Genomic DNA, 12,533 nt, shown 5'->3' with positions numbered 1-12,533 from the left:
GGGCGGAGCAATGCCGCCACCCGCAGTGCCGGTGCCGGCCTCCGAACTCCGTCCCGAGGAAGCCCAGGAGTCCCTCCTGCGCCGCATCGTGACCGGGAACGCCCTGGTCTCCGTCCTGTCCGTGCTGATGGCACTGGTCGTGGGCGGCCTGCTGATTGCCCTGACCGACGAGGACGTTGCGAAGGCATCGGCCTACTTCTTCTCCCGGCCGTCGGACCTGTTCGCCGCGGCCTGGTCAGCAGCTTCGGGAGCCTACGTTGCCCTCTTCCAGGGATCGGTCTTCAATAACGAGGCCGAAACCTTCTCCCGGATGATCTACCCGCTGACCCAGACGCTGACGGTGGCGACCCCGCTGATCTGCGCCGGCCTCGGCGTCGCACTGGCGTTCCGCGCCGGGCTGTTCAACATCGGTGCGCAGGGCCAGATCATCATCGGAGCAACCCTGGCGGCCTGGGTTGGCTTTACCTGGCACCTGCCGGTAGGCCTGCACCTGCTGCTCGTTGTGATTGCCGGTGCGCTTGGCGGTGCCATCTGGGGCGGCATAGCGGGCCTGCTCAAGGCCCGAACCGGCGCGCACGAGGTCATCGTGACCATCATGCTGAACTACATCGCGATCCAGCTGGTGCTCTTCCTGCTCACCACGCCCGGATTCCAGCGCCCGGGCTCCACCAACCCGATCAGCCCGCAGGTGGATGATTCCGCCATGTTCCCGCCCCTGCTGGGCAGCGGATTCCGCCTCCACTGGGGTTTCATCATGGCCATTGCCGCCACGGTCTTCATCTGGTGGCTGCTGAACCGCTCCACGGTCGGCTTTGAGCTTCGCGCCGTTGGTGCGAACCCCGCTGCAGCCCGGAACGCAGGCATCAACACGACCAAGGGCTACGTGATCGTGATGCTGATCGCCGGTGCGCTTGCCGGCCTTGCCGGCGTTGCACAGGTCTCCGGCACCGAGCGCGTTCTGACCTCCGGTGTTGCGGCCAGCTTTGGCTTCGACGCCATCACAGTCGCACTCCTGGGACGTTCCACCCCGTGGGGCACCTTTGCCGCCGGCCTGCTCTTCGGCGCCTTCCGTGCCGGAGGCGTCACGATGCAGACCAGTACGGGAACCAACATCGACATTGTGCTGGTGGTCCAGTCACTGATCGTCCTCTTCATTGCCGCGCCGCCGCTGGTCCGGTCCATCTTCAGGATCCCGCCGCCCGGGGCGTTCAAGACGTCCGGCAAGCGCACGACCAAAAACGCCGATGCAGGGCAAGGAGCATCATGAGCACCGCAACAACTCTTTCCCCGGCCGGCCAGCCGGCAGACGTCCAGATCATCCGCAGCTGGAAAACACCCATCCTGCTCGGCATCCTCGCCCTGATTGGCTTCATCGTCTTTGGGCTCGGAGCGCCGTCCACTGACGTGACCTTCCGGTTGACGGAGGGGGACTCAGCGTTCCCGCTGCCAGACGTCGTGGTCTCCGCTCCGGTCCTCGGGTGGATCGCTTCCGTGGTCCTGCTGGCCTCGGCAGCGTATGCGTTTGTCCTGGTCAGCCGCTACCAGCACATCCCAGGATGGCTGATTGCCGTGTTCGCGGTGTTCTTCGTCGCTGCATTCCTTACCTGGGCGGTGGGCAGTGCCCGCAGCCCCAGCGTCGCGCTCTACGGCCTGCTGGCAGGTTCCTTCGTCCTTGCGTTCCCGCTGATCTTCGGTTCGCTGTCCGGCGTGCTGTGTGAACGCTCGGGTGTGGTGAACATTGCGATCGAAGGCCAGCTGCTCTTCGGCGCCTTTGCCGCTGCGGTGGCAGGCTCGCTCTCACGCAACGCCTTTGTGGGCCTGTTCGCGGCAGCCATTGCCGGCGTGCTGGTCTCGCTGGTCCTCGCCGTGTTCAGCATCAAATACATCGTGAACCAGGTGATCGTCGGCGTCGTGCTGAACGTGCTGGTGTCCGGCCTGACCGGATTCCTCTTCTCCACCGTGCTGAGCGCCGACTCCGCGAAGTGGAACTCGCCGCCCCGCCTGGAGTCGATTCCCATCCCGCTGCTGTCCGACATTCCGATCCTGGGTCCGATCCTCTTCGACCAGTCCATCATCGGCTACCTGATGTACGTGGCCGTGGCCGCCGTCTACTTCGGCCTTTTCCATACCAAGTGGGGCCTGCGCACCCGTGCCGTGGGTGAGCACCCCAAGGCTGCAGACACCCTGGGCGTGAACGTGAACCGGACCCGCTTCTGGAACGTCCTGCTGGCAGGTGCCGTGGCCGGAGTCGGCGGTGCGTTCTTCACCCTCGTATCGGTGTCCTCCTTCAACCGGGACATGACGTCCGGCCAGGGCTACATCGCTCTTGCTGCGCTGATCCTGGGCCGCTGGAACCCGATCGGCGCACTGTTCGCGGCACTGCTGTTCGGCTTCGCGTCGAACCTGCAGTCGGTGCTGAGCCTCCTGGGCACACCGGTCCCGAACCAGTTCCTGGCCATGCTGCCCTACGTGGTGACCATCTTCGCCGTCGCCGGCGTGGTAGGTAAGTCCCGGGGACCGGCAGCAAGCGGCATACCGTACATCAAGGGCTGAGAAGCCCGAAAGGAAAACAATGAATGCAGAAGCAGGCATCCCTGCCCACGCACCGGCCGACGTCGACTGGGCCGTCCTACAGGACGCTGCCCGCGAGGCCATGGCCCACGCCTATGTTCCGTACTCCCGATATCCGGTGGGTGCCGCGGCATTGACCGACGACGGCCGGATCGTCTCGGGCTGCAACATCGAGAACGCTTCCTACGGCCTGACGCTGTGTGCCGAGTGCTCCATGATCAGCCAGCTCAACATGACCGGCGGAGGCCGCCTGGTGGCCTTCACCTGTGTAGACGGCCAGGGCCAGACCCTGATGCCGTGCGGCCGCTGCCGCCAGCTGCTGTACGAATTCCGTGCCCCGGGCATGCAGCTGTTGACCGTAAGCGGAATCAGGACCATGGACGAAGTGCTGCCGGACGCCTTCGGGCCGCAGCACCTGGAAGAGGCAGGCAAATGAGTTCCGAGAAGTTCGACACCGTAGACATCATCCGGACCAAGCGGGACCGGGGAACACTCTCCCCGGAACAGATCGACTGGACGATCGACGCCTACACCCGCGGCGCCATTGCCGATGAGCAGATGGCGGCCCTGAACATGGCGATCCTGCTCAACGGCATGAACCGGGAGGAAATCTCCCGCTGGACCGCAGCCATGATTGCCTCGGGGGAGCGGATGGACTTCTCTTCCCTGGGCAAACCGACCTCGGACAAGCACTCCACCGGCGGCGTGGGGGACAAGATCACCTTGCCGCTGGCTCCGCTGGTAGCGGTCTTCGGGGTTGCCGTTCCGCAGCTCTCCGGCCGCGGCCTGGGCCACACCGGCGGAACGCTGGATAAGCTCGAAGCCATTCCCGGCTGGCGTGCCGCCCTGAGCAACGACGAAATGATGGCACAGCTGGCCGACGTGGGCGCCGTGATCTGCGCAGCCGGTGCCGGGCTGGCACCCGCGGACAAGAAGCTCTATGCACTGCGCGACGTCACGGGAACGGTTGAAGCCATTCCGCTGATCGCGTCCTCGATCATGAGCAAGAAGATCGCCGAAGGCACCGGGTCGCTGGTGCTGGACGTCAAGGTCGGCTCCGGCGCCTTCATGAAGAACCTGGACGACGCCCGGGAGCTGGCCCGCACCATGGTCACACTCGGTAAAGATGCAGGCGTGAACACCGTGGCCTTGCTCACGAACATGGCCACGCCGCTGGGCCTTACCGCGGGCAACGCCATCGAGGTGGAGGAATCGGTGGAGGTCCTCGCCGGCGGCGGCCCGTCCGACGTCGTCGAACTGACGGTGGCACTGGCGCGTGAAATGCTCACCGCTGCCGGGCAGCCCGACGCCGATCCCGAGGCCGCGCTGAAGGACGGGCGTGCCATGGACGTCTGGCGCCGGATGATCAAGGCGCAGGGCGGCGACCCGGATGCTGCCCTTCCGGTGGCCAAGGAGTCCGAGACGATCCTGGCATCGGCTGACGGGGTGCTCACGGAGCTCGATGCCCTTGCCGTCGGCGTCGCAGCCTGGCGGCTCGGTGCCGGCCGGGCCCGGAAGGAAGACGCGGTCCAGCTCGGAGCCGGAGTACGGCTGCACGCCAAGCCCGGCGACACGGTCAAGGCCGGGACCCCGCTGATGACCCTGCTGACGGACACCCCGGAGAAGTTCGACCGGGCCAAGGAAGTGCTGGCGGACGCCACCACGATTTCCCCGGCCGCCGGTGCCGTCGCACCGCTGATCCTCGACCGGATCAGCTAGGTCCCGCACCTCCCCTCACTGAGATGACAGAAACTGCCCGTATGAGCTCTCATACGGGCAGTTTCTGCTATCTCGAGGGGGAAGGAGGGAGAAAGAGCCTCAGGGTTTCCAACGGGACCTTTAGGGGGTCCTGCGCAGTTCCTCAGGGGAACTCCGGGGTCATACCCGATCGCGGGCACCCTTTCGGAAGTGGCATCGTTGTAGATACAGATATCTACCCGAGGAGTGCCGCCCATTGGACGTTCTTAACGCCGTAATGGACAACATCAACGAATTCGTCCTGGCCTACTCAGGGGATCCCTGGGTCTATTTGGTGCTCTTCGCCTGTTGCCTGCTGGACGGATTCTTTCCCCCCATCCCCAGCGAATCACTCGTGGTCGGGCTGGCCGCACTCGTGTTCCTGGACGGCGGACCGAACGTCTGGCTGATCGCCGTCTCAGCCGCAGCCGGCGCCTTCATCGGCGATAACATCGCCTACGCCCTGGGCCGGACACTGCGCACTGACAGGTTCGGCTGGATGCGCGGGCCACGGATGCAGCGTGGCTTCGTGTGGGCAGGACGTGAGTTAGAGAAACGGGCTGTGTCCCTGATCCTGATCGCACGGTTCATCCCCGTGGGCCGGGTGGTGGTGAACCTGACCGCAGGAGCCACCCGCTTCCCGCGGCGGATGTTCGTGGCGCTGACGGGCATGTCAGCGATTCTGTGGGCGGCCTACTCCGTGGCCATCGGCGCCCTCGCGGGGGCCTGGTTCAAGGAGAACCACCTGCTCGCCGTCGTCGTGGCCGTCGCCGTCGCGCTGGTCCTGGGCCTGATCATCGACCGGATCATCGCCAAACTCCGCGGACCGACTCCTATCCGCACCAGCCAGCCGCTGGAAGAGAGCGTCAGCTCCGAGCCTTAAGCGCGCCCGGTGACCCTCACGTAGAGTTGGCATGTGACTGAGCCCATGACGAATCCCGCTGCCCTTTCCTCCTTCGACATCCGCGTGCTGCCCAAGGTTTCCCTCCACGACCACCTCGACGGCGGACTGCGCCCGGGAACGATCGTGGAGCTTGCCGAGGCCGCAGGCCACACCCTGCCGTCCACCGACCCCGTCGCCCTGGGGGAGTGGTTCCGTGAATCGGCGAACTCCGGCTCGCTGGTCCGCTACCTGGAAACCTTCGACCACACCATCGCGGTCATGCAAACCCGTGAGGGCCTTACCCGGGTTGCCCGCGAGTTCGTTGAAGACCTGGTGGAGGACGGCGTGGTCTACGCCGAAGTCCGCTGGGCGCCCGAGCAGCACCTGCGCGGCGGACTCAGCCTGGACGAGGCCGTTGAAGCTGTGCAGGCCGGCCTGGAGGAAGGCGTCGCCGATGCCGAAGCCAATGGACACCTGATTCAGGCAGGCCAGCTCATCACCGCCATGCGCCACGGCGACCGCGGCATGGAGATTGCCGAACTCGCTGTCCGCCACCGGGACCGCGGCGCCGTGGGCTTTGACATTGCCGGAGCCGAGGACGGCTTCCCGCCGTCGCGCTTCAAGGATGCCTTTACCTACCTCGCCGAGCAGATGTTTCCTGTGACTGTCCACGCCGGCGAAGCCGCGGGCGTGGAGAGCATCGTGGACGCCCTGGTCCACGGCCGGGCACTTCGCCTGGGCCACGGCGTGCGGATCGCCGAGGACATTGAAGTCGACTTCGAAGATGAGGACGCGCCCGACGCCGGGGACGACACCTCCGTGGGCATGGTCACCCTGGGCGACGTGGCAGGCTGGGTCCGGGACCGGGGAATCCCCCTGGAAATCTGCCCTTCCTCGAACCTGCAGACCGGCGCCGTGGAATCCTTCGGCGAAGACATCGAGTCGCATCCGATCGACCTGCTCTACCAGACCGGCTTCATCGTGACGGTGAACACAGATAACCGCCTGATGAGCGGTGTCAGCCTGACGGACGAGTTCGAACTCCTGGTCGAGACCTTCGATTACGATCTGGACGACATCCTGGAGCTGACCATGAACGCCGTCAACGCTGCGTTCCTGCCGCTGGAAGAGCGTGCAGTCCTGGCCGGGTACATCACCGAAGGATTCAACCGCGCCCGTGGCTAGCGAAGCATCCGGGAACGGTGACCTGGGGCAGGCGTTCGCCCGTCTGGCCCAGGTCATCGCCCTGCTGCGCGAACGCTGTCCCTGGACCGGTGCGCTGACCCACGAGTCGCTCCTGGAATACCTGCTCGAGGAAGCCTACGAAGTCATCGAGGCGGTGGAAACCGGCCACACCGGGGCAGCGGATGCCGCTGAACTGAGCGGCGAACTCGGGGACGTCCTGTTCCAGGTGCTGCTGCATGCCCGGCTCCAGGAAGAAGCCGGCCATTTCTCCATTGCCGACGTCGTCGAATCGCTTACCCGGAAAATGATCCGGCGCAATCCCCACGTCTTCAAGGCCGACGGCACACTGACGGAGGCAACCACTGAGGACCAGACGGAAATTGAGCGTGCCTGGGATGCCGTGAAGAAGACCGAGAAGCCCCACCGGGCAAGCCCGTTCGACGGTATTCCGGCTTCCCTCCCGGCCCTCGCCCTGGCCGCGAAAGCGCAGTCCAGGGCCCGCAGGGCCGGTCTGTCCGTTCCCGCGGCGGACGGAACAGTACCTGCCTGGGACGGCGAAGAGGAACTCGGCGGGCTGCTGTTCGAAACGGTGCGCCAGGCCACTGAACGCGGCCTCGATCCCGAAGCCGCCCTGCGTGCCGCTGTCCGCCGTTTTACGGCTGCGGCGCCTCCCGTTACTGAATGACGCCCCCGGTCCTTACTACGGGCCGGGATTCCACTAGTCTGGAAGCAGACAGCGTGGTCCCCGTCATAGGCCCGGCTGTAGTTTCCACCCTCAAGTTCCAATGAACAGGAGCATTCCCATGGCCATCATTGATGCCATCCACGCCCGAGAGATCCTTGATTCCCGGGGAAACCCGACCGTGGAGGTCGAGGTCCTGCTCGACGATGACACGTTCGGACGTGCCGCCGTTCCCTCCGGTGCTTCCACCGGCGCCTTTGAAGCCAACGAGCGCCGCGACGGCGAAAAGGACCGCTACCAGGGCAAGGGCGTGCTCCAGGCCGTAGAAGCCGTGATCGACCAGATCCAGCCGGCGCTGCTGGGCTTCGACGCCGCCGACCAGCGTGCCATCGACCAGGCCATGATCGACCTGGACGGTACCGAGAACAAGTCGGGCCTGGGCGCCAACGCCATCCTCGGCGTCTCCCTCGCCGTGGCCCGTGCCGCAGCAGAGTCTGCAGCCCTGCCGCTCTACCGTTACCTCGGCGGACCGAACGCGCACATCCTGCCCGTGCCGCTGATGAACATCCTCAACGGCGGCTCCCACGCGGATTCCGACGTCGACATCCAGGAATTCATGATTGTTCCGCTGGGTGCGGACACCTACTCGGAGGGCCTGCGCTGGGGCGTTGAGGTTTACCACAACCTCAAGTCCGTGCTGAAGGAGCAGGGCCTGTCCACCGGCCTCGGCGACGAAGGCGGCTTCGCGCCGAACCTGCCGTCCAACCGTGCAGCCCTGGACCTGATCCTCGAAGCGATCACGCGGGCCGGTTACACGCCGGGAACCGACATCGCGCTGGCCCTGGACGTTGCCTCCTCCGAGTTCTTCAAGGACGGCTCCTACGTCTTCGAAGGCCAGAACCGCAGCGCGGAGGAAATGTCCGCGTACTACGAGGAACTGGTGCGCGACTACCCGCTGGTCTCCATCGAAGATCCGCTGGACGAGAACGACTGGGAAGGCTGGAAGGCCCTCACCGCCAGCCTCGGGGACAAGGTCCAGCTGGTTGGCGACGATCTTTTCGTCACCAACCCCGCCCGCCTCGAGACCGGCATCAAGGAAAACGCCGCCAACTCGCTGCTGGTGAAGGTCAACCAGATCGGCACCCTGTCTGAGACCCTGGACGCCATCACCATGGCCCAGCGCGCCGGCTACACCACGATCACCTCGCACCGCTCCGGCGAAACCGAGGACACCACCATTGCCGACATCTGCGTGGCCACCAACGCCGGGCAGATCAAGACCGGTGCCCCGGCCCGCTCAGAGCGCGTGGCGAAGTACAACCAGCTGCTGCGCATCGAAGAAGAGCTCGACGACGCCGCACGCTACGCAGGACGCAGCGCTTTCCCGCGTTTCACGGCCTAGCAAGTACACCGGCGGTGGGTACCCTCGAATACGGGGGTGCCCGCCGTCGTCGTTTTCACCGGCGGACACCCAGATCCACAGAGTCCGCCACGCAAGGAGCCCCATGTCCACCCGACGACCCAAGGTCCCCAAGCCGGCGGCCGACGGACTTCCGGCCGCGCCCCGCGCCCGCCGGGATGCCGATGGGCAGGCAGCACCGACGGGCAGCAAGGCAGGCGCTCCGGCAACGGGCAGCACGGCCCCCGGCACGCCCACCGGCAGCAAGGCGCCCGGCACGCCCACGGGCAGCAAGGCCCAGAAACCGGCAGGCCGCAAGCCTCGGCAGCCGAAGTCACAGAAGGACTCAGAGGCACAAAGCGCCTCGGCTGCCCGCGCCGCCGCACGGCAGGAACTTGCCGCCGAAATCCGAAGCGGTGTCTCGGCCGGCGGCAGCGAACCGGCACAGGCCTCCCCGCGGACGGACGCACCCCTGCAGCCCGTCCCGGCGAAGTCGTTCTCCGGGCGGCTGCTGGCACTGGGCATTGTGATGGTGGTAGTCACTGTCCTGCTTGCGCCCTCGGTGCGGACCTATCTCCAGCAGCGCTCCGAAATCGCTGCCCTGGAGGCTGAGATTGCCCGGGAGCAGGAGGCAGGAGCCGAGCTCAAGCAGACACTTGACCGGTGGGAAGACCCGGCCTTCATCAAGGCACAGGCACGGGAGCGGATCTTCCTGGTGATGCCCGGCGAAACCCGCTACCTGGTCAAGGGCGAGAACGGAGTCGAGGAGATCGAGGAACAGGCCGCGGCAGAGGCGCCGCAAGACCTGGAGTGGGTCGATGCGCTGTGGGATTCGGTCCTCCGTTCCGCCACTGCGCCGTAACCGGCATGCGGTCCGGGAACATCGGAGGGGAACCGGTTTCCCTCTGGGCACAGTAGGCTGGATGACTGAGACAGCTACACCTTGGGTCCTTGGTGGACCCCCAGGAAGGACCTTCGCCGCATGACCCCTGACCAGCTCACACCGACCCAGGACGATCTGGAGACCCTGAGCCGGCAGCTCGGACGGCCGGTGCGCGACGTCGTCGAGATCGGCGCCCGCTGCATCTGCGGCAACCCGCTGGTGGCCACCACGGCACCCCGGCTGGGCAACGGAATTCCCTTCCCCACGACGTATTACCTGACCCACCCGGTGATCACTTCCGCGGTTTCCCGGCTGGAGGCCGCGGGAATGATGACCGAAATGACTGCCCGGCTGGAGACTGATCCCGAACTGGCTGCGCGCTACCGCGAGGCCCATGAGGCCTATCTCCAGGTCCGCAATGAGATCGGGGAACGCACGGGCACCGGACCGGTTCCGGAGATCGACGGCGTTTCAGCCGGCGGAATGCCAACCCGCGTCAAGTGCCTGCACGTGCTGGTCGGCCACTCCCTGGCGGCCGGCCCCGGCGTGAACCCCCTGGGCGACGAAGCACTGGAAGCCATCTCCGAATGGTGGACGCGTGAGCGCTGCTATTGTGAGGGCGCATGGGCGGTTGACGGGCCGGCACCTTCGCGGGACCTGAGCCGCCACACGAAGACGCAGGGACTTTCGGCTGCTGAGCTGGACCGCAAGCGCGCTGCCCGGCGCGCGGCGGCCGCTGCGGAGCAGGAAGCGGCCGGAGAAGGGGAGAAGGCCATGGAAAACGCGAACCACGTGGTCCGGGTAGCTGCAGTGGACTGCGGAACCAATTCGATCCGCCTGCTGATTGCCGATGCCGAAACCGCCGACGGCGTCACCAAGCTCACCGACGTCGTGCGCCTGATGCGTATTGTCCGGCTGGGCGAAGGGGTCGATGCCACAGGCCGCCTCTCTCCTGAAGCGCTGGACCGCACCTTTGCGGCGACCGATGAATACGCCGCCCTGATCAAGGAACACGGCGCTGAGAAGGTCCGTTTCGTGGCCACTTCCGCAACGCGTGACGCGGAGAACCGTGAGGAATTCATGGAGGGTGTCCGCGCCCGGCTGGGCGTGAGCCCGGAAGTCATCAGCGGCGACGAGGAAGCGGGACTGTCCTTTGCCGGTGCCACCAGCGTCCTGCCTGCCGGCGACGGAACCCGAACGCTGGTCGTGGACCTTGGCGGCGGCTCGACGGAGTTCGTGCTCGGCACGTCCGAGGGTGTGCTGGCCGCCAAGAGCACCGACATGGGCTGCGTCCGCTTCACCGAGCGCCACCTCGTTTCCGATCCTCCCACCGACGCCCAGATCGCCATGGCACGGGGAGACATCCTGGATATGGTCGCGCAGGTCCTGGAGACCGTACCGCTCTCCACGGCCGACAGGCTTGTGGGGGTTGCCGGGACGATCACCACGGTGAGCGCCCATGCCCTGAAACTTCCGGAATACTCCTCCGCGGCGATCCACGGCAGCGAACTGAGCGCCGAAGCGATCGGCGACGCAGCGCGGTCGCTCCTGCATATGTCACACGACGAAAGGGCCGCCCTGCCCTACATGCACCCCGGCCGCGTGGACGTCATTGGCGCCGGCGCCCTCATCTGGAAGACGATCGTGGACCGCATGGCCGAACTGACTGACGGACGCGTGGAGTCCGCTGTGACTTCCGAGCACGACATCCTCGACGGCATCGCACTGAGTACGCTGCGGTGAGCGCGGAAAGAACGGTGCGGCGCCCTAAGGGCGCCGCGATGAGACGCGCTGCGGGTACCGGCGCCCTGTCCCTGACCGCGGTCCTGCTGATCCAGCTGGCAGCAGCTGGGCCGGCCCACGCCGATGAGTGGCGGGACAAGGAATACTGGCTGGCCGACTACGGCATCACCGAAGCCTGGAAGAAGTCCCAGGGCGAAGGGGTCAAGGTGGCGGTCATCGACACCGGCGTCGACCCTTCCCACCCCGACCTGGCCGGTGCCATCGCCGGAGGAACCGACGTGTCCGGAGCCGGTGATCCGTCCGGCGGCAGGGGACTGGGCGTCAACCCCGAGCACGGGACGCTGGTTGCCACCCTGCTGGCGGGCCGCGGGCATGCCGGCAAGGAGGGCGACGACGGGGACGGCAAGGATTACAAGGGCCCGGGCAAGGGACCCGACGGGATTATCGGCGTAGCGCCCAAGGCCGAACTGCTGACGGTTTCGGCCTGGATTGGCGAAGCAAATCCCGGCGGCGTTCCGATTGACCAGCAGCTGCCCAACGCGGTGCGCTGGGCAGTGGACAACGGCGCGAAGGTGATCAACATGTCACTGGGTTCTTCGTCCACCGCGTGGCCGGAGAGCTGGGACGACGCCTTCCTTTACGCAGAGCAGAACGACGTCGTCATTGTTGCCGCAGCGGGAAACCGCGGCGTCGGCATGATCCAGGTTGGAGCACCGGCCACCATCCCGGGCGTGCTGACCGTCGCCGGCCTGGACCGGGAAGGAAAGGCGAGCTGGGACTCCTCCTCCGAAGGCATCAGCATCGGAGTCGCCGCGCCTGCCGAGAACCTGGTCGGCGGGCTCCCGGAGGGCGCCTCCCGGTACGCCGAGTGGTCCGGCACCTCCGCAGCGGCACCCCTGGTGTCCGGCGTTGCGGCCCTGATCCGGTCCGCCTACCCGGAACTGACGGCGGCCCAGGTAATCAACCGGATCATCACCACGGCCAAGGACGGCGGAGTCCCGGGCAGGGATACCATCTACGGCTACGGCATTATCGACGCCAACGCAGCGTTGAACGCAGACGTTCCCGCGGTGGCGGGTAATCCACTCGGAACCATTGAAGAATGGATCCGGATCCACCGCCGCGGCGAGGCTCCGGCCGCACCGGCCGGACCTGAACCGGTCAGCGAGGCCCTGCCGGATATTCCGGAACCCCGGGTGCCCACCGCGGCTGAACCCTACACTGAAGAAGACCCGCTGCCAGCCGTGCTGGTCCTGGGCTTCGCCGGACTGATCCTGCTGGTTGGTGCCGGCGGAAGCATCGCCGTCCTGCGCATCCGGCGCTCCGCCGAGGCGTCCGCCGGCGCCGTTCCGGAGGACCTCGCCGGCGGGGAAGAACAGAAGATGGAACCTTCCCGCTCCGCCTGACAAGCACTGGGGCGGCCGGGTGGAAACATACTGCGGAACACTTC

11 protein-coding genes and 1 pseudogene are annotated in these 12,533 nt (G+C 66.4%); all 12 read left to right on the top strand.

Going from position 1 to position 12,533, the window contains the following annotated elements; genetic code table 11:
• Window positions 1-10: 10 nt before the first annotated feature.
• The 12 genes and pseudogenes from LOC59_RS11335 (at window position 11) to LOC59_RS11280 (ending at window position 12,489) form a co-directional block, all read left to right on the top strand.
• On the top strand, window positions 11-1,267 hold the full coding sequence (locus LOC59_RS11335; protein WP_227895349.1) for an ABC transporter permease: 1,257 nt from the start codon (window positions 11-13) through the stop codon (window positions 1,265-1,267).
• Window positions 1,264-2,553 carry an ABC transporter permease gene (locus LOC59_RS11330; RefSeq protein WP_227895196.1) on the top strand — a complete coding sequence of 430 codons (1,290 nt, stop codon included), beginning with the start codon at window positions 1,264-1,266 and terminating at the stop codon, window positions 2,551-2,553. The genes LOC59_RS11335 and LOC59_RS11330 overlap by 4 nt, the downstream gene beginning before the upstream one ends.
• Before the next feature lie 19 nt (window positions 2,554-2,572).
• Window positions 2,573-3,007, top strand: coding sequence for a cytidine deaminase (locus tag LOC59_RS11325; protein WP_227895195.1), 435 nt, complete (start codon window positions 2,573-2,575; stop codon window positions 3,005-3,007).
• Entirely contained in the window at window positions 3,004-4,290 is a 1,287-nt protein-coding gene (locus LOC59_RS11320) for a thymidine phosphorylase (RefSeq protein ID WP_229972006.1), read from the top strand. Before LOC59_RS11325 ends, LOC59_RS11320 begins: the two co-directional genes overlap by 4 nt.
• A gap of 256 nt (window positions 4,291-4,546) precedes the next feature.
• Window positions 4,547-5,191, top strand: a complete 645-nt coding sequence (locus LOC59_RS11315; protein ID WP_227916516.1) for a DedA family protein — start codon at window positions 4,547-4,549, stop codon at window positions 5,189-5,191.
• Window positions 5,192-5,236: 45 nt separating this feature from the next.
• Complete coding sequence (locus tag LOC59_RS11310) at window positions 5,237-6,376, top strand: adenosine deaminase (RefSeq protein ID WP_229972172.1); 1,140 nt, start codon at window positions 5,237-5,239, stop codon at window positions 6,374-6,376.
• Window positions 6,369-7,061, top strand: a complete 693-nt coding sequence (locus tag LOC59_RS11305; RefSeq protein ID WP_229972004.1) for a MazG nucleotide pyrophosphohydrolase domain-containing protein — start codon at window positions 6,369-6,371, stop codon at window positions 7,059-7,061. The genes LOC59_RS11310 and LOC59_RS11305 overlap by 8 nt, the downstream gene beginning before the upstream one ends.
• Before the next feature lie 118 nt (window positions 7,062-7,179).
• Window positions 7,180-8,460: a phosphopyruvate hydratase gene (gene eno / locus LOC59_RS11300; RefSeq protein ID WP_229972002.1), complete on the top strand. Its 1,281-nt coding sequence runs from the start codon at window positions 7,180-7,182 to the stop codon at window positions 8,458-8,460.
• Between the two features lie 103 nt (window positions 8,461-8,563).
• Window positions 8,564-9,319: an FtsB family cell division protein gene (locus tag LOC59_RS11295; RefSeq protein ID WP_229972000.1), complete on the top strand. Its 756-nt coding sequence runs from the start codon at window positions 8,564-8,566 to the stop codon at window positions 9,317-9,319.
• Between the two features lie 120 nt (window positions 9,320-9,439).
• Window positions 9,440-10,009, top strand: a pseudogene (locus LOC59_RS11290) (DUF501 domain-containing protein); the annotation flags it as partial.
• 105 nt (window positions 10,010-10,114) lie between these two features.
• On the top strand, window positions 10,115-11,083 hold the full coding sequence (locus LOC59_RS11285) for a Ppx/GppA phosphatase family protein (protein WP_227916518.1): 969 nt from the start codon (window positions 10,115-10,117) through the stop codon (window positions 11,081-11,083).
• Window positions 11,084-11,121: 38 nt separating this feature from the next.
• Window positions 11,122-12,489: a S8 family serine peptidase gene (locus LOC59_RS11280; RefSeq protein ID WP_229971999.1), complete on the top strand. Its 1,368-nt coding sequence runs from the start codon at window positions 11,122-11,124 to the stop codon at window positions 12,487-12,489.
• Window positions 12,490-12,533: the final 44 nt, after the last annotated feature.

This window comes from Arthrobacter sp. zg-Y916 (genome assembly GCF_020907385.1).
Taxonomy (GTDB): Bacteria; Actinomycetota; Actinomycetes; order Actinomycetales; family Micrococcaceae; genus Arthrobacter_B; species Arthrobacter_B caoxuetaonis.
This window is presented reverse-complemented; position numbering and strand designations above follow the sequence as displayed.